Origin of the sequence: Pseudoalteromonas sp. BSi20495, from assembly GCF_000241185.1 — a bacterium.
Taxonomy (GTDB): Bacteria; Pseudomonadota; Gammaproteobacteria; order Enterobacterales; family Alteromonadaceae; genus Pseudoalteromonas; species Pseudoalteromonas fuliginea.
In genome coordinates, this window is record NZ_BADY01000181.1 from 30,620 (window position 1) to 54,535 (window position 23,916).

Annotated in this window: 16 protein-coding genes; 10 read left to right on the forward strand and 6 right to left on the reverse strand. The window is 39.5% G+C overall.

Annotation, left to right across the window (positions count from 1 at the left end):
• The 8 genes from P20495_RS21370 to P20495_RS00740 all read left to right on the forward strand — a co-directional run bounded on the left by P20495_RS21370 (position 1) and on the right by P20495_RS00740 (position 10,264).
• Positions 1–831: an AMP-binding protein gene (locus P20495_RS21370; protein ID WP_008139330.1), complete on the forward strand. Its 831-nt coding sequence runs from the start codon at positions 1–3 to the stop codon at positions 829–831.
• Positions 824–1,672, forward strand: a complete 849-nt coding sequence (locus tag P20495_RS22710; RefSeq protein WP_008139331.1) for an AMP-binding protein — start codon at positions 824–826, stop codon at positions 1,670–1,672. The genes P20495_RS21370 and P20495_RS22710 overlap by 8 nt, the downstream gene beginning before the upstream one ends.
• Positions 1,673–1,710: 38 nt before the next feature.
• Complete coding sequence (locus P20495_RS00765; RefSeq protein WP_008139332.1) at positions 1,711–3,747, forward strand: condensation domain-containing protein; 2,037 nt, start codon at positions 1,711–1,713, stop codon at positions 3,745–3,747.
• Positions 3,744–5,456: a (2,3-dihydroxybenzoyl)adenylate synthase gene (locus tag P20495_RS00760; RefSeq protein WP_007376665.1), complete on the forward strand. Its 1,713-nt coding sequence runs from the start codon at positions 3,744–3,746 to the stop codon at positions 5,454–5,456. The genes P20495_RS00765 and P20495_RS00760 overlap by 4 nt, the downstream gene beginning before the upstream one ends.
• 195 nt (positions 5,457–5,651) lie before the next feature.
• Positions 5,652–6,866: a succinyl-diaminopimelate desuccinylase gene (dapE, locus tag P20495_RS00755; protein ID WP_008139333.1), complete on the forward strand. Its 1,215-nt coding sequence runs from the start codon at positions 5,652–5,654 to the stop codon at positions 6,864–6,866.
• A gap of 570 nt (positions 6,867–7,436) precedes the next feature.
• Entirely contained in the window at positions 7,437–8,402 is a 966-nt protein-coding gene (locus P20495_RS00750) for a hemin ABC transporter substrate-binding protein (RefSeq protein ID WP_008139334.1), read from the forward strand.
• A 2-nt stretch (positions 8,403–8,404) separates the two neighbouring features.
• Positions 8,405–9,457: an iron ABC transporter permease gene (locus P20495_RS00745; protein ID WP_033016464.1), complete on the forward strand. Its 1,053-nt coding sequence runs from the start codon at positions 8,405–8,407 to the stop codon at positions 9,455–9,457.
• Positions 9,458–9,460: 3 nt separating this feature from the next.
• A complete protein-coding gene (locus P20495_RS00740; RefSeq protein WP_008139336.1) occupies positions 9,461–10,264 on the forward strand; it encodes a heme ABC transporter ATP-binding protein in 804 nt (267 codons plus the stop codon).
• Positions 10,265–10,524: 260 nt separating this feature from the next.
• Here P20495_RS00740 and P20495_RS00735 read toward each other — a convergent pair whose 3' ends face one another.
• From P20495_RS00735 to P20495_RS00720, 5 genes are all read right to left on the reverse strand, one after another.
• Positions 10,525–10,986: a hypothetical protein gene (locus P20495_RS00735; protein WP_008139338.1), complete on the reverse strand. Its 462-nt coding sequence runs from the start codon at positions 10,984–10,986 to the stop codon at positions 10,525–10,527.
• A 78-nt stretch (positions 10,987–11,064) separates the two neighbouring features.
• A complete protein-coding gene (locus P20495_RS00730) occupies positions 11,065–13,131 on the reverse strand; it encodes a TonB-dependent receptor (RefSeq protein WP_008139340.1) in 2,067 nt (688 codons plus the stop codon).
• Between the two features lie 603 nt (positions 13,132–13,734).
• Positions 13,735–14,268: a 4'-phosphopantetheinyl transferase gene (locus P20495_RS21105; RefSeq protein WP_008139345.1), complete on the reverse strand. Its 534-nt coding sequence runs from the start codon at positions 14,266–14,268 to the stop codon at positions 13,735–13,737.
• 299 nt (positions 14,269–14,567) lie between these two features.
• Positions 14,568–15,299 carry a 5-oxoprolinase subunit PxpA gene (locus tag P20495_RS00725; RefSeq protein WP_008139346.1) on the reverse strand — a complete coding sequence of 244 codons (732 nt, stop codon included), beginning with the start codon at positions 15,297–15,299 and terminating at the stop codon, positions 14,568–14,570.
• A gap of 1 nt (position 15,300) precedes the next feature.
• Positions 15,301–17,112, reverse strand: coding sequence for a glycoside hydrolase family 3 protein (locus P20495_RS00720; RefSeq protein WP_008139348.1), 1,812 nt, complete (start codon positions 17,110–17,112; stop codon positions 15,301–15,303).
• Between the two features lie 454 nt (positions 17,113–17,566).
• Here P20495_RS00720 and P20495_RS00715 point away from each other — a divergent pair, with 454 nt between their 5' ends.
• Positions 17,567–19,009: a sensor domain-containing diguanylate cyclase gene (locus P20495_RS00715; protein ID WP_008139350.1), complete on the forward strand. Its 1,443-nt coding sequence runs from the start codon at positions 17,567–17,569 to the stop codon at positions 19,007–19,009.
• Positions 19,010–19,031: 22 nt separating this feature from the next.
• Here the strand turns inward: P20495_RS00715 and P20495_RS00710 are convergent, their stop codons facing one another.
• Positions 19,032–19,532, reverse strand: coding sequence for a hypothetical protein (locus tag P20495_RS00710; RefSeq protein WP_008139352.1), 501 nt, complete (start codon positions 19,530–19,532; stop codon positions 19,032–19,034).
• Between the two features lie 133 nt (positions 19,533–19,665).
• Between P20495_RS00710 and P20495_RS00705 the strand changes: the two genes are divergently transcribed.
• Positions 19,666–23,685 (forward strand): rhombosortase-dependent M36 family metallopeptidase, encoded by a 4,020-nt coding sequence (locus tag P20495_RS00705; RefSeq protein WP_008139354.1) that lies wholly within the window; start codon positions 19,666–19,668, stop codon positions 23,683–23,685.
• The last annotated feature ends 231 nt before the right edge of the window (positions 23,686–23,916 follow it).

Here is a 23,916-nt window from a genome sequence, read left to right on the forward strand (position 1 = left end):
ATGGAGCAGATTAACAAAGGGATGCCAGCAGGTACAGCATGCCTGTATCAATCCTTTGCTGAACAAGCCGTTATGCACCCTAATCGCATCGCCGTTAGTGATGAACATAGCTCCTTGACATATAAAGCGCTTAAACAAAAAGCTGATTTGGCATCACATCGACTTTATGCAAGTGGTGTTCGTACAGGAAACTGCGTGGCTTTAATACTGCCTAGAAACTGTGAGCAAATTATTCACGTGTTAGCAATATTGCAACTTGGAGCGTGCTATGTGCCGATTGATCCCGACTACCCTAAAGAAAGGATCGATTGGATAATTGCTTGTAGTCAGCCTAGCGCAATTGTTACTCAGCGAGAGTTGAGCAAGACACTTTGGGGTAACGATTCACTTACTAAAGCTATGAGTCATTTGTTGTTTGTCGAGGACCAATTTAACTTTGTTCCAGATGAGCACGAGAAACCTGTTTACAGAGCCGCAGGTGCTTTCGCTTATATTATTTTTACTTCAGGGTCGACGGGAAACCCTAAGGGAGTTGTTGTAGGGCATCAGCAAGTTCTGGCCTTAATTAATGCGGCAATGCCTTTATTAGATGCAACACATACTGATGTTTGGGCTTTGTTTCATTCACTGGCTTTTGATTTTTCGGTGTGGGAAGTGTGGGGAGCTTTGACCACAGGAGCCAAGCTAACGATTATTCCAAAAAGTGTAATTTGGTCACCAGACGCCTTAGTGCAATATTTGAGAGCAGAAAAGGTCACTATTCTGAATCAAACGCCTTCAGCATTTTATGCCTTAATTGACGCAGAAAGTAAGGCTCTAAAAAATGAGTGAGCAACCACTATGCTTGCGCAAAGTGGTCTTTGGTGGTGAAGCACTTAATTTGGATAAAGTAAAAAAATGGTGGCAGCTTTACCCTTGCGAAACATTGCAATTGATAAACATGTACGGGATCACAGAGACAACGGTGCACGTAACATGGCTAACACTAAGTGATTCACTTTGTGGCACTGAAAATAGTCCAATAGGTGAAGGACTATCTAGTTTGGAGGTGCTTTTACTTGATGAAAATTTAGAAAAAGTGGCTGATGGTGAAATTGGTGAAATTTATGTAGCAGGAGATCAAGTGGCATTCGGTTACATCAATCGCCCTGATCTAACCGCGATGCGATTTGTTGGCAGTCCTTTTCACACTGGGAAGCGGATGTATCGTTCGGGTGACTTAGCGAAGCAAATTGATGGTCAACTCTTTTATTTTGGTCGCGCAGACAGGCAATTGAAAGTAAGGGGATTTCGTATTGAGCCGAGTGAAATAGAAGTTATTTTAGAATCTCATGCAAAGATACAAAGAGCAGCCGTGATAGCAAAACCATGCCTCGACAGTGGTTTATCAGATGGCTTAATTGCTATTTTAATCGCGACAGAGGAATCATTTACCGCACAACCAATAGCAACATTGAGAAATTATCTATCTCAGCTTCTCCCTGTTCACTATTTACCTTCAGACTTTCTATTTGTTAAAAAATTCCCGCTAACAGTAAATGGAAAACTGGATGAGAAAGCGTTACTTATGCAGTGGCAAGCAAATCAAAAAAGTACTTCTTCTTTGCATCAACAGCGGCTAGAGCTGCTGCGTTTGAAGCAACAAGACATCCTCGCCAAGTCAACAACATGATTTGGTAAAGACAAACATTAAGAATGGAAACTACCCAAATGAATAAAAATAGTAATTCAGCCTCGCTATTAGAAGATGTACTTGCTGTCGTTAGTAATACGTTAAATTTACAGCCTGGCGCTGTATCAGCAGAATGTAACCTAATTGAAGCAGGACTTGATTCGATCACATTAATGAACTTAGTGTCAACTTGGCGAGCGGCTGGTTATGATATTAACTTTGCAGATTTAGCTAAAAAACCATTTGTGGGGGCATGGGTTGAGTATCTTAGGGTATCGGCTGCCAGCCTCGCTGATAATACACAAGACACTATCTTTGGGGTCCCAAAAATAAAAATCGGGAAACTTCCTCATGCGCCTTTTTCACTTGCGCCTATGCAGTATGCCTATTGGTTAGGACGTGATGTTAATCAACCGCTTGGGGGTGTATCAGCGCATCTGTATTGTGAATTTGAGTTGTCGGCAATCAATGATAAGTCACAGCCATTAGATTTAGCCCGTTTGACGCTAGCAATAGAGAAACTTGTTCAACGTCATAGCTCGTTGCGTTTACAAGTATGTTCCAGCGGACAGCAAATACATAATCCAAGTAATAATACAGTGCATGTCATTTTTAATGATTTACGAGATAAACCTACTGATGTTGCGCAGCAGTTACTTGAGCAGTATCGCTCGACCTATTCATCACAAATGTTAGATATTGAGTCAGGAGAAGTATTTGCGGTCGCTTTAAGCTTATTAGAAAATGGTAACAGTCGCCTGCATTTAGACATTGATATGATAGCTGCAGACGCCGTTAGTTATCGCACGCTACTGCGTGATCTTGCACTGTTATACGATGACCCCGATGTAGAACTTGCTGATTTAGCAATGAGTTATAAAGATTGCCGAATGGCCATTGAGCATAATTGGGAGTCAATAAAAGAAAGCTCAGGAATGTGGTGGCAAACACAGCTAGCTTCTTTACCCAATGGCCCATTACTGCCTTTAAAAGCAGCTTCATCGCAGCATCCTATTACAACACGACGCCATTTTAATATTGATCCGCAGCGTAAAGCACAATTATATGCGCAATGTCGTCAGTACGGATTAACCCCATCAGTGGTGTTAGCAACCGTGCTGGCAGAAACCCTGGCTGGATGGAGCAAAGATCCGCGTTTTATTCTTAATGTTCCTTTATTTCAACGTCCACTCGCAGGCCCTAATATTAAAGAGGTGGTAGGCGACTTTAGTAGTTCAATACTTCTCGATGTTGATACTGGCCCGACTGCAACTTTTGTGACACGAGCGCGTGATGTTCAATCTAGTATGCACGAGGGAGCAGCGCGCGCAGACTACGGTGGAGTTCATGTTTTAAGAGATTTAGGGCGTGCACGTGGGCAGCAAGTAACAGCGCCTGTTGTATTTACAAGCGCATTAAATTTAGGTGAGTTATTTGATGCAAATGTGCGCCGAGTATTTGGGGATCCTATTTGGATTATTTCTCAAGGGCCACAGGTATTACTTGATGCGCAAGTAACTGAACTTGATGGTGGTATTTTAATTAACTGGGATTGTCGAGAGGATGCTTTTGTTGATGGTGTGCTCGATGCAATGTTTAATTTTTTCAGTAATACCGTGGTGAACCTCGTCACTGAGCCGGGTTATTGGGATACGCATATTGGTGATACGTTACCCAAAAATAGAGCCGTTGCTGAGGTCCAAGAGCCAGTAATTACTAAAAATGTGGAACATGATGAAACCTTGTTAAGTATGCCAATAGTTCGTGTGGTAGCTTCTATTTGGCATGAAGTGATCGGGGGGGATGGTAGTAATATTCATCAAAACTTATTTGCTGCGGGTGGGGATTCTGTTTTAGCAAGTTCGTTAATCGCGCAAATTAGGGAAATCTTCGGATCCAATTCGATAGACATGAAAAGCTTATTTAGTTCACCTTCTATTGCAGGCATTGCCGCTTCAATTACTGACTCGAGCGATGCTGAAGAAGTATTACAAATTGCTCAAGTGTATTGTGAAATCTTAGATTTAGATGATGACGCACTCAGTGCTGAATTGGAAATGGAGGGGTCACTGTGACTGAGTTTGTGCCTACCGAAGCTGGGTTATATGCTTGGCCAGAAGAAATAAGCAGAAAGTACAAAGAGCAGGGGGTGTGGAAAAATGAAAACTTTGCAAATTGGTTAACTGCAAAACTTAAGCAATATGCTGATGTTATTTTGCTCAGCGGCCCCGACCTTCAATCTGGTGAATGGCAACAGATGACAGGCCAAGAAATAAGCGCTGTCGTGAATAATATAGTAGAGCATTGCCACAGTATTGGTCTTGGACGAGGTGATAAAGTGGTGATGCAAATGGGTAATAATAATGCATTTGTATTAACCTTTTTCGCTTTACTCCAGCTAGGCGTTATTCCTGTCATGGCGTTACCTGGACATGGACAACGTGAAATTTTGCATTTTGTGAAATTAACACAAGCACGTGCTTGGTTTGTTAGTGAACAATCGATTAGCTTCGATTGTCATGCATTTGCCAATGAGCTACTTAATACAGTCCCAACACTTAAACATGTTGTTGTGGATGGCCTAGATTTAAAACCGCATTCGTCAATATTATCTTTACTAGGGTTTACTAAAGCAACTGAAGCTCAAATGACAGCACTTGAGTTTCCTGGTCTCGCAGCGGAACCTGCTGAAATGGCTTTATTATTATGCTCAGGCGGTACAACAGGAATACCGAAGTTAATTCCAAGAACACATAGAGATTACCTCTACAATATAAAAGCCAGTGCTAAGCTGTGTGAATTGAGTTCACAAGACCGCTATCTTGTAGCATTACCAGCGGCGCATAATTTTCCATTAGCTTGCCCAGGTATTTTAGGTGCGATTGAAGTGGGGGCTGGTGTCGTTATGTGTCCAGTGCCGAGTCCTGAAATTGCATTTGAGTATATTGAAAAAGCAGGGGTTACGGTGACAGCGTTAGTGCCGACTTTAGTGAAAACTTGGCTTAATTATGCTGCATTAGTAACACCTCCAGCGGCATGTCTTGATTTATTACAAGTTGGCGGTGCTAAACTTGATGAAGCTACAGCTCGCAGAATCGGTAATGAACTTAATTGTAATTTACAACAAGTGTTTGGCATGGCTGAAGGACTTCTTAATTTCACTCGTAATTCAGATCCTAGTGTTTTAAAACTCAAGACTCAAGGACGTCCATTATCTGATTTGGATGAAGTTAGGGTGGTGGACGAACAAGGCCAGGATGTTGCAAAGGGAAAGTGTGGCGAGCTGTTGACCAGAGGTCCATATACAATCCGTGGTTATTATAAAGACGAGCAGGCCAATCAAAAATCATTTACTACTGAAGGTTATTACCGTACTGGGGATCAGGTAAGGCGGCTAAGCAGTGGTCACCTTATTGTTGAAGGCCGAATCCAAGAGGTTCTTCGCCGAGGTGGAGAGACTATTTCTGTTGAAACATTAGAAGCTCATTTAGCTTGTCATCATGGCATAAAAGATGTTGCTGTTGTGGGACTACCTTGCGAACAACTCGGTGAGCGAACATGCGCAGTTATTGTTTCGCAAGACCCAAATTCGCCTAACTTAGCACTCAAAGACGTAAGGCAATACTTAGCGGCACAAGGTGTTGCACGCTATATGTTGCCAGATACAGTGGCGTACGTTGAACATATCCCATTAACCGTTATAGGTAAAATTGCTCGTAAAAAATTATCTGCACAAATTCACCTTGAGCTTAATAAGCAACATCAAGCAATACAAACAGTGTGAATTAAATTAATGATGCGCAATCACCACCAGAGGATGTACCGCAGTGGCTGGCTGCTGAATATAAGCAAGCTAATGATGTTGATTATGGCTAATAGTGGATTGGTAGTGCGTTTAAAGTATTAGTTATTACTGGGAGTTTGTTGTTTAACTTGTTGATGAAACAAACTCCCTCAATACCCTTTATTTAATTATGAGGTGAGCCTTATCATCGATGAACAATTTACTTTAACGGCTGAGTTAAAGAGCGAATACCAAAGTCGAGTAATTGAGTATGCACGTGAATTACTGCAATTTGAATCGGTAACACCTGATGACGCAGGTTGCCAAGCATGGATTGCAAAAAAGTTATTAATGCTGGGAGCAAAAATCGATACATTTGAAAGTCATGGGGTGAGTAACCTAATTGCTGTTATATCTAATGGTGATGGACCCGATTTAGGTTTTTGTGGGCACACGGATGTTGTGCCCGCAGGTAATCTTAATAAATGGCAAGCCCCACCTTTTGCAGGTAAAATTAAAAATGATTACCTGATCGGTCGAGGTATCGCAGATATGAAAGGCGGTATTGCCGCAGCCTTAGTTGCAGCTGAGATGCTAGTACTCGAAGGGAGCTTTGTTGGGCGACTATGGTTTTTAATTACCAGCGATGAAGAGGGCGATGCTTTATTCGGCTCATGTGAAATTGTAAAACACTTTAAAGATGCAAAACAGGACTTGGATTATTGTATTGTTGGAGAACCGACATCAATAAAGCAGTGCGGTGACATGCTAAAAATTGGACGCAGAGGGGCGTTGAGTTTTGCCATTCAAATTAATGGAAAAAGTGCGCATGTTGCTTATCCGACTCAAGGCATTAATGCTATCCATCATGCCTGTAGCATTGTAAAAGATTTAATGAAATTTGATTGGGATAATAGAGATAGCAATCAGCTTGGTACAACAATGCAAGTCACTCATATTGACTCAGGCTTGTGCAGCGATAATGTCATACCTGACGCTGTAATAATTAATTTAAATATTCGTTATACCACGGCTTACAGTGAAGATGATCTAATTCATTTAGTCACTCATATTGTAACGCGAACTACTAATGATTTCTCACTAACAACATCGCATGCTTGCAACCCTTATTACTCTGCAGAGAATAGTAAAAATAAACTTTCGCTAATAAAAGAGTGTAAAACAGCCATTAATCAATGTACTGGTTTGCTTCCTCAAACCTCAACTGCAGGAGGAACTTCTGATGGCCGTTTTTTTAGCGATATTTGTCCGCAAGTAGTTGAACTTGGTTTAACTAACGGCACTATCCATCAAGAAAATGAACGAGTTCATATTAGCGAGCTTGGAAATTTAACAAATATCTATTTTACGGTGTTTAAAAAGTTACTAAGTAACCTGAACACGGGTTAAGAGATTTACTAACATATTGAATCATGGTGATATTTAAATTTATTTTCTCTAGCCAGAGATTTTCAGTGAAAACAAGGCGAATTTACGCGTCAATAGCTGGCCTATTGCAAGTAAATTCAACGCAGTTAGCGCTGAAAATAGCTACTCGAGATAGATTTATTATCCAGAGTTCAGGTTAAATAAATAGGGGAAAAATAAGCTTTAATTTACTTCTCGATGTTGAATTTGCAGCCGAGTGTTTGATTTTTAGGCAAGGTAGCGCCTATGTAGTGTGGTTATTTACCATAAGTAGGCGATGACAAACATGGATGACACTCGCTGCTATTTAGGTTTGACTCGGTGATGAAACCCTTTTGTCATCCACTATTTTAATTATTCTCACAAGGATACAGCTATTAGAGTAACGCGGGCCGTTATGGGGCGACTTGGTTACACATTTTACGCCGTGATTAAATGGCCTTTAAATTGAAATAATTTAACTCTGAAAAGCTAACATACCTTATTACCTAAGAGGCTAAACTAAATTTTATAGGTCATTAAAACAATCATAATAAAAACTACAAGTTGTAAATGAAAACTGTTAGTATTTTTGTTTTCAAATTAAATTTAACATCAATGAAACCCTTATCTATTTTATTTATTATGTTTGTTACTTTACTTGCTAATAGCTATGTACATGCAAGTCCGCAGCCTGTTAATCCACAGCGAATAGTGGTTGCAGGGGGCTCAATAACAGAAGTTATTTACGCCCTTGGTGAACAACAACGCATTGTTGGCGTTGATAGCACCAGTGTTTATCCAGCCGCTGCAACTCAGAAGCCACAAATTGGCTATGTTCGCAAAATAAGCGTTGAAGGTGTGTTGTCATTAAATCCAGATCTTATCCTCGCTGAATCAGATATTGGTCCTAAAAAAATGGTTGAGCAATTAAAGCTCACTGGCGCTAACTTGGTTATCTTGCATGAAAACGACAACTTTTGGCGTATTGAAAATAAAATAGAGCAAATAGCCAAACAATTAAATGTTGTGAGTAAGGGCAATATGCTCGCAGACTCTTTGCAAGCGGACCGCAAGGCCTTGTCATATATTTTAGAGCAAACAAGTACTAAACCTAAGGTTTTGGTTATCCGCAGTAGTAAACTTATGGTTGCAGGGGCAGAGACGACTGCTGATGAGTTGGTAACTATTGCCGGTGGAGTGAATATGATGGCTCAAACAATGGTTAACTGGCAGACGATTTCAAGCGAGGCTGCATTGGCACTAAATCCTGATGTGATTATTAGTATGGGAATTGGCGCCAATGATCAGCAACCAAGCGCTGAAATATTATCTGTTTTTAAATATTCAAATGCGATAAAAAATGGACGTATTTACAATTTTGATGCGCTCTATTTGTTAAGTATGGGGCCTAGAACGCCTCAAGCGGCCGTAGAACTAGCGCATGCATTTTATCCTAAAACACGCTTGCCAGATGGCTATCAATATAGATTTTTAAAATTAGCTGAAAACAGCACAAAACAACAGGATGAGCGATAGTTATGCTGGCGTTAGGAAATAGGTTATTAGCGCAACAACGGATACGGGTTTTATCTATTCCTGTTTTGTTTATTATTTGTATATTGGTATTTTTTATTGCTCTAAGTCAAGGAGGGGTCGTGATAACGCTGCGCGAGACGATGCTTATGCTAACCCAACCGGTAGATGATCAGCTTAAACACGCTATAATTTGGCAGATCCGCCTTCCTCGTATTCTACTTTCGATGGTTGTTGGAGCTGGTTTAGCAACCTGCGGTGCTGCAATGCAAGCTTTATTTAGAAATCCATTAGCAGATCCTGGCTTGATTGGCATTGCCAGTGGTGCAGCGTTAGGTGCAGTAGCAACAATTGTATTAGGAACAAGCTTGTTTGCTAATTTTAGCGACAACTTAGGCTACTATGCGGTGCCTGTAGGGGCATTTTTGAGTTGTATAGCGGTATGCATGTTTATCTATCGGTTGGGCGCGCAAAATGGGCGTTTTACTATCGTTAGTCTACTACTGGCAGGGATTGCCGTAAATGCGATTGTAAACGCTATTATCGGTATCTTAACACTGGTAAGTAATGAGCAACAATTGCGTGATTTAACATTTTGGAGTATGGGCTCTTTGGCGGGGAATCACCTTGCGATGATAATGCCAACACTCGGTATTATTATTGGTTGTTGTATTGGTTTATTACGTTTATCTAAACCTCTTAACGTGTATTTATTAGGAGAGGCTCAAGCGAAGCATGTCGGCATTAATGTGACTAAATTGAAAAAGCAGGTTTTTATATATACGGCACTTTGCATTGCCGCAGCCGTCGCAATTACGGGCGTTATTGGTTTTGTTGGCTTAATAGTGCCGCATATTATGCGCTTAATATTAGGCCCAGATCACCGTTATTTATTACCAGCTTGTATGTTAGGGGGAGCATTAATGCTTAGCCTTGCTGATTTATTTGCCCGTACCATAATGCTACCAGCAGAAGTGCCCATTGGTCTAATAACCAGTGCTATTGGCGGTCCATTCTTTTTGATTATGCTGCTAAAAACTTACCAAGGAGCAAAGTGAACTATGTTAATTGGCAATCAACTTAGCGTGAAAATTAAACATAAAACGTTGCTGGATAATATTGATTTTTATGTAAAACCACATGAAATTGTAGTTATCATTGGTCCCAATGGCGCAGGTAAATCATCATTAATGAAAGCATTATCAGGAGATTTGCCGTTAAGTGGCGGAACGGTAAATATTAATCAACGAGAGTTAAATGAGTATAGTTTGCTAGAGCTTGCTAAATTAAGGGCGGTATTAACCCAGAGCTACGAGTTAGATTTTCCTTTCACCGTTAATGAAGTTGTTGATATGGCGCATTTTAGTCATCAAGAACAGTGTACGCAGGCTACTTTGAAACAGTGCTCTAATGATGCAATGAAAGCCGTAGGGATTACTCACCTAGCACAGCAATGCTTTACTCAGCTTTCTGGTGGTGAAAAGCAACGTACTCAATTAGCGCGTGTATTGTGCCAATTACAGCCAAGTTTAACTCAGCAAAAAAATGCTTATTTATTAATTGATGAGCCAACTGCTAGCTTAGATTTATATCATCAATATGAAGTTATGAACCAAGCCGTTACAACGGCAAAACAAGGCGCGGGAGTTGTTGCTGTTCTTCATGATTTATCACTTGCTGCGAGCTTTGCAGATCGAATTTACATGCTTGATAAAGGAAAAGTTGTTGCTCATGGCTCGCCTGAAGAAGTACTAACACAGCGCCATTTAAGTAATGTTTATAATATTAATGCAAAGCTGCAAACAGATATTGAAGATGTACTTCCCCACATTATGGTGGCGGAAAAAACACTCACAAATATATGATTTTAAGTTGTATCGATTACATATTATTGAGTGTTTTTATAAAGGGGTAACTAGGGCTTGTTTATCTTTCGAGGTTAAATTTGCAGCAGTATGTTTGGTATTTAGGCAAGGCTGAGCCTATGTAGTGTGGTCACTGCCCATAAATAGGCGATAATGCAGTATAAAGACCAAACATGCGCTTCCCTTTGAGGGACGATTAACTCTTTGTTGCCTTGTTATCGACACGATTTTCTTACCTCAAAATAGATCACTTAATTAAGCTAATTGGTATTACCGCAATGAGAGTGGACAAGTGTAGCTACATCTTGTAATTCAATATTTTCAGGTATCGCTATCTCTTTGGCTGATGCCTGTAGCCATGTTTTAGCATCATCAAGTGATTTAAATACGGCTCCAGGTATACCAAAGGCTTTTTGAACGCTCATATTCTGCAATTTTTGATATTGCTCCTCAGGAACAACGATAAGCATCGCTTGAACAAGTTGTTGCATTTTCTCTGCCGCACCATTTTTAAGCCATTCTTGTGTTGCAGGACCCGCCCCTTTAGGGTGTTGTAAGGATGCTTCATCTGTATAAACACGCACTACAATAAATGCTTCAGCTCTATCAAACCAACGATCCCATGATATTAAAGAGTCTAAGTGCATTGCTAGCGTGCACTCCCCCTTTGCTACTGTTACAGCTAATGGCCAGAGGCTGCTATCGTATTTAATTGTTGTCATACTTAATAACCTTTGTTATTGATTTTATAGATTTTCCACAGCAAATAATTTAGCTTTGCCGTGGAAAAATCTGATTGATTAGAATGTATACTGTATGCCCGCACTAATCGTTCTTGGTTGGGTCAATACTGCTGTATCAAAGTTAGTATCAGGTTCATTGCTATCAGCAGGTGCTGTACCTGGATACAATGCAACAGGAGCATCTTCATCAAAAATATTACGTACTGAAAGATACACTTTAGCTTGCTCAGAGATAACGTAGTTCAAACTTGTATCAAAGGTCGCAAAAGCGTCTGTTTTACCGCCTTCATCGTTTGAAATACTGGTATACCAGCCATCAGTGTACTGGCCACTAACGTTAACAACCCAATTATTTGATTGCCATGTGGTCCCTAATTTCATAGAAGCAGAAGGAACCGTAAGTAATGAGTTTCCTTCTAGGCCTGAGTTTGGATAATCAGTGATCTCTGAATCTAACAGTGCAAAACCACCATAAAGATTGAACTGATCATTAATCTGCCAATCGGCATTAAATTCAAAACCAATAGTAGTTACTTCGTCTGCATTTCTAACTACATAAGCTTCATCACGTGAGTTTTCAGGTGTTAAATCAAAAGGTAGTTGCATGTCTGTATATTGCGAATAAAACAGGTTTTGAGATGTGCTTATACTGTTATTAGCCCATTGCTGACGACCATAGATTTCTAAAGAGTTTACGTACTCTTCATCATATTCATAGTTAACAATTGGTGCGCCAAAGGAAATGCCGCCGCCGCCTGCATTATACCCGCGAGATAATTGTAAACCGACAATATGCGTATCACTTACTTGGTAGCTGAGCCCAAGCTTAGGTAATAAGGCACTGTAGTCATTATCGGATTCTATTTTTGCAATCGCTCTATCAGGATCACCGCCTTCACGTTTGCGGTTTTCTTTTTCGTAGCGTAAACCTGCCGTTAGCTCAAACTTGTCACTAAATGGGAGGGCACCCTCAGAGTAGATTGCAAAATTATCTGAATCATCAGTAAAGCTTTGTTTTACAATAAATTGGATCCAATCATCTTGTTTTGAAGTGTAGTAGCGACTACCAATAACCCATTGTTCGCCGTTATCACCTTGATAGCGTAAACGAGGTTCTATCACAAACTCTTTGTTATCAATATTCGCTTTAGAACCATCTGGCGTAGATTTACGTTCAAAATTAAAGTCTGTTGCTGAAGCCGTTACTTCTAACTGTAGTTGTTGAGTTAATGATGCGCTGTATTCAATGCCTAAGCTTTTAGTATGCGTAACATGAACGGGTTGTTGCGGAAAGTTAGAACGACGCTGATCAAATGGGTAATCAATGATTTCACTATTTGGACCACTGTATTTGTTATCGGTTAGTGTGACAACAACGCGTGTACCGTATTTGTCATCGCCCTCATAAAGTAATTTCCCTCTAATTGCACGGCCTTCCATGTCAGCTGGGTCTTTAACACCAGGGTAAGATTCATAATCAACAGATGAACTACGTTCAAATTGATCTGCTGCAATTCGTAAGGAAAACTGCTCCGAAAGAGGTTGATTATAAATAGCTGAAAGTCGTTTTTGGTCTAAATTCCCGCCTTCAGCACGAATTGTGAACTCTTGTTCAAACGTCGGATCTTGTGTTTCTACCCGTATTGTACCTGCTATTGCATTACGCCCAGCTAAAGTACTTTGTGGCCCTCTGAGAACTTCAATTTGTTCTAGATCCCAAATACCTAAATCGCCAAAAACTATTTCGTTATAAGTCGCTGAACGACCATCAATTTGCCAGTTTAAGCGTGCTCTGCTGCCTGCAAAAAATGCATTCGCGTTTTCTGCGGCTCCAGTACCATCAATACCCCTTACTGTTGGAGCTTTACCAGTACCAGTGACCATTGTGATGTTTGGAATTTCGCTTAGTACGTCTCTTACTGTTCTTAATTCGGGGCGGCTTTCAAGTTCTTTACTATCGAAAACAACAACGCTATTACCACTTTGTAGTAGACTTCTTGATAATAACTCTCCAGTAACTTCAATAACGGTCATTTGATCCACTGTGTCATTGTTATCAGAATTAGCTAAAGCTGTAGTAGATGTAAGTGCTGCGAGGGGGATTAAAACATCCTTAAATTTCACAGGTATTCCTTTTTGCAAATGTAAATGATAATTGTTTTTAATACTACATTTGGTTGTATTAAAATACAACACTAAAGTTAATTAATGTTGTATTTTTAACTTAATTGTTAATCAGTAAAGAGGTGGTTTGGCTGTTATTTCAATCTAGGGGCGATTTAATCGCGGCGTGAGGTTTGTAACCTAGTGGGCTTGGTAACGGCTCCTGCGTTACCCTACTGGCAGCGCATGTTTGGCATTTATTCAACGTTATCGACTATATTATGGGGAATAACCACACTGCATAAGCTCAGCCTTGCCTAAATACCAAGCATACGGCTGAAAATTTAACCTCGAAAGATAAACAGGTCCCAGACAAATTTTTTATCTAGTTGTTTCAAATAAAAATTTTAACGACGTATAGTGCAATTTAATTCGTTAAATTGCTCAAAGATTTATGCAGGTTGGTATAACTAGGAATTTTTGAATTCGCACTCTGTGAGCACTATATTTTTGTCACATTGGTAAAATACGGTTAAGTAAGTGTCTTTAGGCACTTGCGGTGAAAGTGCTTGGGTTATTTTAAATTGCAGTTGTTGTTCATTAAAGGCAATGAGCGTAGCCGCTTCAAAGCCAAAAAAATTGTTTCACACTTGCGTACAAAGCTTTAAAAATACTTTCTTTTGCTGAAAAGATAATGGTTAACGGGTGTGATACCTGCTCCGCGAACAATCTAAACTGAGGATAGTCATTAGGGTGCAAAATTTGTTCTTGTAGCTCTCGCTCTTGTTTTGCGCTCATTAGCTGTTCGATATCAATACCAATGCCAGCGATATCTGTGCGCTGAGAGGCCATTGCCATTGCAATCCCTTGAGTGTGGGTAATACTACCGATAACTTTATCAGGCCATATCGGCGCGCGATCATTGCCAGAAAGAATATCAAAAGAGAAAATACCGAGTGCGTTTAGTACTTTTTTCGCACAAAATCGGCCAGCCAAATACTCGGCCTTTCGTTTTGTGACTGCTTTTTGAAGTTGCAGCGGTGAAAAAATCTGATAACTCGAAAAGTCACTATCAATAAAGTGGTTACTATCAAATTTACAACAAAAAGTGCTGTGGCTAAGGTAGGGTGTAAACTGAGTATAAGGGGAAAGTTCCATATGCTATTTGCATTTTTCCTAAAATTAAGAGTAGCGCTTTAATGGTACGTTAAAAATATAATAAATAAAGTAAAGTTTATGACCTGTGTTGAGCTTAAGCTCATTGCGTAATGTACAATATGCATGATTAATTAACCTGAACTCTGGATAATAAATCTATATCGAGTAGCTATTGACGCGTAAATTCGCCTTGTTTTCACTGAGAATCTCTGGCTAGAGAAAATAAAGTTAAATATCACCATGATTCAATACGTAGTAAATCTCTTAACCAGAGTTCAGGTTACTTAGTTTTTGAGTGTTTAACGAGTTTGGCACAGAGCTTTGATCTCCTGAATAAGGGCAATGCTTGCTTCGTTATCGCTATGCACACATAAACTATCAGCATGTAAAGGTAATACCTTTCCCGATTGAGTTGTTACACAGCCTGTAGTTAACAGTTGTTTTACTTGCGCAATCAGTGCCGATTTATTATGCACGCTACCAGGAATATTCCGCGACACTAACAGTCCTGCATCGGTATATTGACGGTCCGCGAAGGCTTCTAACATTAATGTTAATTGGTATGTTTTGGCAAGTTGCTGATGGCTTTGTGCTTTAGCCGTTGCAAGTAGCATGAGCTTTAATGGGGTTGGGTAGATGGCAATGGCATGCATGACAGTGTTTAATATTGTTTCATCAGCCATCATGTCGTTATAAAGCGCACCATGTGGCTTTACGTAGCTAAGTGTTAATCCCTGCACTTTTGCCATACCTTCAACCGCTGCAATTTGATAATGTAGGCAGTTTATTAGCTCGCTTGCACTAAGATTCATTGAGCGCCTACCAAAACCTTGCAGATCTGGGTAGCTCGGGTGAGCGCCAATTTGTACGTTATATTGTTTTGCAAGAGTGAGCGTGCTTGCTATTACATCGGCATCGCCGGCATGAAAACCACAGGCAATGTTAGCCATATCAATATGTGGCATTACGCTGCTATCAAGGCCCATTTTCCATGCGCCAAAGCTTTCGCCTAAATCACAGTTAAGTTTCATATTAGCGCGCCTTTTGCTGCTTTATAGTGACAGGTAATACACCATTGGCGGGTGACTGCCCAAGTAGTACTTTTGCAAGCGCGGTAAAAGCAGGGCCAGATACAACATCGTTTTTATCGACATCAATATTATATGCGTAGGATGCAAGTACAGCTTGTGCGTAGTTGCCAAATTCAGCAATATCGTAAGGGGCTCTTAAGCTTATAAATACGGTATTTTTATTATTGGCTTTAGCAAAACTGAGTAATGATTTAAGTGCTTTTGGCTGCTGTGCATCATTGAGTGCAAAATTAGCGTCGTCTTTTAAATCATCCATGCCGCCAATTTCTACCGCACTTTGGTTTGGTGTCGCATTACCTGCAATTATTATATCGGCAGTGGTTATATCGATATGTGCTTGCTGCGGGTTAAAACCTTGCAGGCTGCTACAAGTATAGTTAAGCACTTGAGTGCTTATAGCTTCAATGGCTTGTTGCATTGCCATACACTTACGTGTGTCAGGCATAATAATATGAATATGCTGATCTGTTTTAAGGCTAAGCGGTAAAGTGTTTTTATTATTTTTAACTAGCGTTATAGCCTCCACAGCTAGTTGCGCTTCTATTTCACGATGTGCTGCACTGCCAATTGTTTGTTTTGCATTTATAAGTGCGCTGATAGGGTCCAAATGAGTGTTTAATCTAAACTTATTTTTAAGTGATATTATACGTTGCGCTGATTTAGCTATTTCTTGCTCATCAAGTTGCGCTGATTTAACCGCTGCGGCAAGTGATTTTATAAGTTCATCCAACGTTATTAAATCGTCTGGCGTTCTAATTTCAATTGGCATTAGTGCAATATCAACACCAGCTAAAAATGTATTAATTACCGCTTGAGTGGGTGTAAAAAAATGGCTAATACCAGCCATGTCAAGCGCATCAGTTATTACAACACCTTGGTAATTTAGTTCTCCTCGTAAAATGTCGGTTACTATTTTACGAGACATCGTTGCAGGTTTTATCATGGTTTTTCCATCAACGCTTACAAACGTTGTACTATCGAGCGCAGGATACTGAATATGCGCCGTCATGATCATACCGGGGTTTTGCTTTGCAATAATGTATTTAAATGGTGCTAAATCTTGAGCGTAAATAACCTCTTTTTCATGACTTACCATAGGTAAACCAGTGTGACTATCGACGCTGGTATCGCCGTGCCCAGGATAGTGCTTTAACGACGTAATAACCCCATTGCTTTCAAATCCTGCAACTTGTTCAGCACCAAGCTTGGCAACTAAAACAGGGTCTTCTCCAAAAGAGCGTACGTTTATTACCGGATTATCTGGGTTCATATTTACATCGATAGTGGGCGCGTAGTTTACATTAATACCCAAAGAACTTAGCTCTTTAGCAATAACCGTTGCCGTTTTTGTAGCGAAGCTTGTTCCGTGTTTTTTATATGTTGCACCAATCGACATGTTGCCAGTAAATGAAGTAGCTAGATCACGCGGTAACCTAGCTACTCGTCCACCTTCTTGATCTATGGATATAAATAACGGTAGTTTACTACTCGATTTACTTGCTGCATTTTGCAGTTGAGCATTCAGTGTAATAGTTTGCTCTATTGATTGGGTATTTTCAGAAAATAAGATAACCCCCCCAATGTTATGCTTTGCAATTATGTGTGCAAGCTTGTCTGGTAATTGAGTTAATGGTGTTCTGCATTGTTTATTCGTACCTTGTTCGCAAAAATAGCGAAAATCAAGCATGAGCTTTTGACCAAGCTGTTGTTCAAGAGAAAGTACAGGTTGTGCGAACGAGGATTGTATTGGCATGAAGCACCCAGATAAAAAAACGATAGACGACACAATATACTTATTTAGCAAAACACACTCCAAAGCTAAATAAAATAGATAAGTGTGTGCAGCTTATCTACTTTTTAGTGCAACTGCAAAACATGGTTTTTCTTTACTAAAGCCATTAACGTATTGTAACGAATAGATAAAATTTATATCGTTAAATTTAATGAAAATCAGTACTTACATATGCTTTTTCTGTCTTTGTAAACATTAGATTATAAGTTTTCAAGAGGGTATAATTGTAGGCTTTATATACAATAATAAGTGCAAGCTTTAACTGCCTTGTACTGTGGACGATATACATTTGCTGTACAAATTACTACCTGCACTTAATCTAAGGTTACTCATTCTGCTTTTAGCATTTTCTGCTTCGTTGAGCACTCTAGTAAGTAGTTTTTATTCTACTTATCAAGTGCAAAAAGAGCAGTTAATGAATTACACACTAAAAAGCAATTATGCTTATGCAAATAAGTTGGCTTCGGCAACCGATAATTTTTTAGAAGCTGCAATGCAGCAACTTACTTATTCAGCAAAAATAATAGAGCAAGAAATAAATAATGAAAAATTATTGAAAGAAGAAGTAACCAGATTAAATTTACAAACAAATAGTTTTAATTCTGTAGTGATAAACAAGAACGGTATTATTGCAGCGACGTCTCCTGTTTTACCGCAAATAATGGAGCAAACAATTTCCTCTCCAGGCGCAATACAAGCATTGAAAGAAAAGCGCCCGCTCATTAGTAAACCTTATATGTCAGCCGCAGGTAATTTGATAATTTTTATTTCCCATCCGTTATTTGACAATGCAGGGGATTATTTAGGCTATCTTGGTGGATCTCTTTATTTAAAAGAACGCAGCATTTTGAATGATTTACTGGATCAACATTATTACGATGAAGGGACACATATATATGTGGTCGATTCTTATAAACGCATACTTTATCATCCGGATCATATTCGTATCGGCACCTATGTAAATAATAACGCAATTATAGATGATGTTATTAATGGAAAAGGAGGGATTGCGAATGTTAGAAACAGCCAAAATGTTGAGATGCTAGCAGGCTACGCCCCAGTAAAAAAAGCACATTGGGGAGTTATTGCGCAACGTCCAGTTAAAAATACCTTAGCCTCACTTGATACATTGATTATAGAAGTTATCAAACGTACGTTACCAATGGCGGTTATTACTTTTATACTTATAGGCTTTTTTGCTCATTTTATTTCTAGGCCGCTTAAACAACTCGCAAACAAAGTAAATACACTTGATAACCCGGCTAATTTTGAAAATTTTGAGAATATAAAAGCATGGTATTTTGAAAGCCAGAGGTTAAAGCTTGCCATGTTAAAAGGTGTGAGTATTTTACAAACTCAAATAGGCCAATTACGCCATGATGCACAAACAGACCCACTTACAGGGGCGCATAACCGCAGAAGTTTAAACGGATTACTTAATCAACTTATGCTTAAGCAAATTCCATTTGCAATATTGGAAATTGATATCGATTTTTTCAAGCGTGTAAATGATACCTTTGGCCACGATAAAGGTGATGAAGCACTAAAAACACTCACCGATATTATAAAAAAACTATCCAGAAAGGATGATGTTGTAGCGCGTATTGGTGGTGAAGAGTTTGTACTCATATTACCAAATGAAGACAGCGAAAGTGCTTTTAAAATAGCTGAACGACTTCGAACAACCGTTGCCTCAACAAACATGGACATTATTGGATTTATTACTATTTCTATAGGTATTGCAACCTGGCCTGAGCACAGTAACGATATAGACCAAGTGTACAAATATGCGGATAAAGCACTTTATTACGCTAAAGAGCACGGCCGAAACTGCTGTGTAATAGCTGATAAAAATTAACGACTTATAGAACCATCAGTATTTAAAATTGGGTTTCTATAGGTGAGTAATTTACGGATACTTCGACATTTTTTACATCAGAATAAGCACTTAATGATTTAGCAACGGCTTTAATATTATCGTCTTGAGTGACTAGTAACATATAGTTATGCGCAGTCGAGCGTATTAAATTAAAGTTGTTGGCTAAATCCTTTGGTACAAAATCAGATGCAAGCGTAAGAACAAGTGTTCCTGTAACGACCCCTTTTTGTTGCATCGTTTGGTTAAAAACAATATCCCCCTTTTTCAATACCTCTGAGTTAAAAATCAATTTATCGCCTGATGACATAATGCTATTTGCTTGCAGATGAATTTTTTGGCTAACATCTTCTACTGCCGTATTATTTTTTATGCTGACCTGTGTTGGAGTTTGAGGCTCAGACTGTTGTACGGCTGCAGCAGCTGGTTCTTTGCTGTTATTACAGGCAGTCAAAGTGCCTGAAGCAGTTAATATCAATGCAATTATTAAATACGGCGGTTTCATATTTTTACCTTTTTATTATACAAGATAGAGTTTTTTAGCTTTTTTTTTACGCGACTTATTGCTACTGTCGTTTGGTATTACATTTAAAATACATTTAATAAACAAAAATTACAAAATATAAACAGGGTGTTTTATGTCTAATTTCAAACTAACCACAGTAGCAACAATTGTTGCAGCTACTTTATCCGCAGGACAACTAACCGCAGCTGAATCAGCGCAATATTTTGATGTAACTGCAAACTCTCAAACTCAAGCAATAGCACCAGCGGCAATGCAGCAACGCGCACTAGCTGAGCGAACGACAGTATCTGGTCATCGTTCTATTTATGACAAACAATTGGGTAAAGCCACATTTTTATGGCAAGCGGTGGGGCAAAAGGCGCCAAATATGTCGCTTATTGAGCCTGCAAAACGAAACCAATATGCAGCGGATCTTTATTTAGAATCTCTAACTGGTATTAGCAGTCAGAAAAGCACAATATCATCAGCAGTAATGACTGATTTGCATGAGCAAAAGCGAGGCTCAATAGTCGCAAAGTATAAACAGCAGGTTCATGGTATTGATGTTTTTAATCGTGAATTCAACTTAATAATGGATAAAGAGTTTAACCTTGTGGCTGGCTCTGGCTATTTTGCGGATACGTCGTCAGCTGAAAAATCATTTGCGGCTTTGAGTGGCTTTGTAAATGCTGAGCAAAGCATTAAATCTGCACTTTTGGAATTGGCTGGTATTAATGCATCGCTTCGTAAGATTGGCGAAGAAGGTGGATATGCTAAATATCAGGCCACCTCAGGTGATGATTCTAAAATTATATTAGGTGAACCCCGCGCGAAGAAAGTATTTTTTGAAGTCGCAGGACAATTAGAGTCAGCATATTATGTTGAAGTCGAAGTTGCGGATAAAAATGCGCTTGAAAGCGACTATTATAGCTATGTAATTGGCACTCAAAATAACAAAGTTTATTTTAAGAAAGACTTGAAATCACATGCAGCTGACTTTAATTATCGCGTGTATGCTAATCAAGATGGCTACCCAATGGAAAGCCCTCATGGTGATGTAATTCCAGCTGATGGGCCTGATCAAGTTGATGAAACTGAAATTTTAGACGCGCCAATGGTTGCGTTATCTTATTACAGTAAATTAAGCACAATGGATCCATGGTTAGCTGATGATGCTACGACTACATCGGGCAACAATGTATTTGCTTATGCTGATGTTGTTGCGCCACAAGATTTTAGTGAGGGCGACTTTACAGCTGACACCACAGCCGATCTGACATTTGATTATCCGTACCAAGTAGATCAAGTTGCTAATAGTTACGCTAATCGAAAAGCCGCAATTGTTAATTTATTTTATATGAATAACTTTTTACATGATTTTTTCTACGATCACGGCTTTGACGAAACATCAAATGTTGCGCAATTATCTAATTTTGAACGTGGAGGCATCGAAGGCGATCCAATTGAAGCACAAGCGCAGGATAATTCAGGACGTAACAATGCCAATATGTCGACACCTGCAGATGGCGCAAGCCCTCGTATGCAAATGTATTTATACAATAGTAAAGATGCACAAGTCGGTGTTGATTTTGGTATTACAGTTACTTCGCATGCGACTTTAGGTTTATTAGATTCAACACAAGAGTCAGGCTTTGGTCAATATCAATTTAGTGATATTAAAGGGGATGTTGTTCGCTTAGACGATGGTAATACAGCCGATTCAACAAGTATTAATGATGGGTGTGAGCCTGCTATAAATGCCGCAGATCTTGCAGGTAAAATAGCGTTAGTCGATCGCGGCTCATGTTCTTTCACAATTAAAGTAAAAAATGCACAAAATGCGGGCGCAATAGCAGCAATTGTTGTGAATAATGACCCAGACACAGATGAGCCAGCGCCAATGGGCGGTGAAGATGATGCAGTTACTATTCCAAATATGGGATTAAATTACGCTGATGGTCATGCTATGTATGACTTAATGGCTGCGGGCGATACTGTTTCTGTAGATATGTTTACTAAAGCAACATTAAAAGATGGTACGTTTGATAATGGTATTATTGCTCATGAGTGGGGACACTATATCAGTAACCGTTTAGTGGGTAACTCATCTGGTTTAATTAACTTCCAAGGTCGCGCAATGGGCGAGGGTTGGGGGGACTTCCATTCACTCATGTTTATTGCTAAAGCTGATGATATTAACATTACAGGCAATGATAAATTCCAAAAGGCATATGGTAGCGGTACATTTGTAGAGGACTTTTATTACGGTATTCGTCGCGTACCTTACTCAACTGATACCGAAGTAAATGCATTATCATTCCGCCATATTACAGAAAATGCAGGCGCTGATATTGGTATTACACCAACAAGCGTAGCTTCGCCACATGCCGCAGGCGAAATTTGGGCAACGATGTTATGGGAAAGTTATGTAGCATTAATTAACGAGCATGGTTTTGAGGAAGCTCAAAACCGCATGGCTGACTACCTGGTTGCTGGCTATAAATTAACGCCAGTAGCTCCGCTTTACACTGAAGCGCGTGATGCCATCTTAGCTGCTGCTTATGCTGTTGAACCTGCCGATTATAAATTAATTTTAGGAGCATTTGCTAAGCGTGGCATGGGATTAGGAGCTGAATCGCCAGAGCGTTTCAGTGATGATTTAACGGGGGTTGTTGAATCTGATAAATCTGAGCTTGCTACATTCGCGTTAAGCGACGTGATAGTTAATAACGCATATAACGGTGCTGAGCTTGGTTATTGTACTAACGATAATATTCTAGATAAAGGTGAAACAGGTTCTATTAGTGTAAGCATTGTTAACCGTGGTAGTGAAACCTTAACAGGGACTAAAGCGCAGTTAACGGTAATCAGCGATCATGATGTAACACTTGAAAATGATGGGTTAGTTACCTTTGCTGAAACAGCACCATTTGCAATATCAACAAGTGACGCTATCACTATTACTTTAAATGATGCAGGCACCGCTGAAACACTAGAAATAGCAGTAACCTTCCCTGAGCTTGAAACGGATGATGATATTGTTGAAGCACTAGAAGATTCAATTTCATTCACTGTAAATATAGATTTTGAAGATGAAGCACCTGTCAGTGCTACTGTTTCAGATGATATGGAAGTGTCGGCTGCCTCATTATTTGATTTAAACGAAAATGTAATGTTTGGTGGGGATGCTGCTATCGGTACGCAGAGCATGGATAACAGTGGCAATATAACCACTTTTGATGCTGCGGGCTTTGGGTTAGGCGCTCAGGCAATGTTTTTAAATAACAATAGCTTCCAAACTGATGTGGCGGTTGAGTCTAAATCGTTTGAAATAGGTTACTCAGGTGATTTTGAAATATCATTTTGGCACCTTTACCTCATTGAAGAGAATTGGGATGGTGGTGTTGTAGAAATTAGTGTTAATGATGGCGAGTGGACGGATGTAACGCAAGTGGGTGGGGAATTTAGTGTTGGTTATAACGGCCCACTAATTGAAAATACCTCTCAAGCACTCCAAGAGCGAAATACATTTACAGGACGTAATATTCAAGACGATGGGGCTTTTGGCAACTACGAAACAATTAATTTTGGCGATGCTTTAAATGGCAACCAAGCTAAAATTCGTTTCCGTATTTCATCTGATTCGGCTGTTGCTGATTTTGGTTGGTGGATTGATAATTTAACAATGTCTAACGTGTTATCGCCTGTATTCTCTAAAGTAGTCGCAGGAGACGCTGTAACATCATGTGATAACGCGATGCCATTGCTACTTGTTGAGAGTGATTCAGCAGAAATAACTGAGTCTGGCACTGGCACTATTACAGCGACTGCCACAGATAGAAATGGTGATGCATTAACTTATGCTTGGACGCAAGTTAGTGGCACAGCGGCAACACTGTCGGGTATAGATACAGCAATATTGACTTTCACACCTGGCTCTATAAATGCAGATGAAGAACTTGTATTTGAGGTTGCGGTAAGTGATGGGACGACAACTGTAGCTCAGCAAAGTACAGTAATGGTAAAAAATGAAGCCGTTCCTGTAGTACCAGTAACCGAGAAGAAATCTAGCGGTGGTAGTGTTGGCTTTATTGCTTTATTACTTACCCCATTAGTGTGGTTTAACAGACGTCGTAAAAACGTTAGTAAATAAGTTTAAATAAACGTTATTTAAAAGCCCCTGAATTTATTCAGGGGCTTTTTTATTTGATTAATACCAATCTGCTTATAAATGGGGTCTATTTAACGTTAAGAAAATTACGCTAGAACTAGGCAAAAGTTTTTGTATCTAGTTGTTCTCGGCAATTGCTCCCTGCATTGCTCTACCTCCTACATCCATGCAGTCGTAAATAAAAATTTTTAACGACGTTATAGTGCAATTTAA

Bases quoted from the DNA above. Each gene is read 5' to 3' on its own strand.
- P20495_RS21370 (WP_008139330.1), top strand. From the start codon at position 1: ATGGAGCAGATTAACAAAGGGATGCCAGCAGGTACAGCATGCCTGTAT.
- P20495_RS22710 (WP_008139331.1), top strand. From the start codon at position 824: ATGAGTGAGCAACCACTATGCTTGCGCAAAGTGGTCTTTGGTGGTGAA.
- P20495_RS00765 (WP_008139332.1), top strand. From the start codon at position 1,711: ATGAATAAAAATAGTAATTCAGCCTCGCTATTAGAAGATGTACTTGCT.
- P20495_RS00750 (WP_008139334.1), top strand. From the start codon at position 7,437: ATGAAAACTGTTAGTATTTTTGTTTTCAAATTAAATTTAACATCAATG.
- P20495_RS00745 (WP_033016464.1), top strand. From the start codon at position 8,405: ATGCTGGCGTTAGGAAATAGGTTATTAGCGCAACAACGGATACGGGTT.
- P20495_RS00740 (WP_008139336.1), top strand. From the start codon at position 9,461: ATGTTAATTGGCAATCAACTTAGCGTGAAAATTAAACATAAAACGTTG.
- P20495_RS00735 (WP_008139338.1), bottom strand. From the start codon at position 10,986: ATGACAACAATTAAATACGATAGCAGCCTCTGGCCATTAGCTGTAACA.
- P20495_RS21105 (WP_008139345.1), bottom strand. From the start codon at position 14,268: ATGGAACTTTCCCCTTATACTCAGTTTACACCCTACCTTAGCCACAGC.
- P20495_RS00725 (WP_008139346.1), bottom strand. From the start codon at position 15,299: ATGAAACTTAACTGTGATTTAGGCGAAAGCTTTGGCGCATGGAAAATG.
- P20495_RS00720 (WP_008139348.1), bottom strand. From the start codon at position 17,112: ATGCCAATACAATCCTCGTTCGCACAACCTGTACTTTCTCTTGAACAA.
- P20495_RS00715 (WP_008139350.1), top strand. From the start codon at position 17,567: ATGAATTACACACTAAAAAGCAATTATGCTTATGCAAATAAGTTGGCT.
- P20495_RS00710 (WP_008139352.1), bottom strand. From the start codon at position 19,532: ATGAAACCGCCGTATTTAATAATTGCATTGATATTAACTGCTTCAGGC.
- P20495_RS00705 (WP_008139354.1), top strand. From the start codon at position 19,666: ATGTCTAATTTCAAACTAACCACAGTAGCAACAATTGTTGCAGCTACT.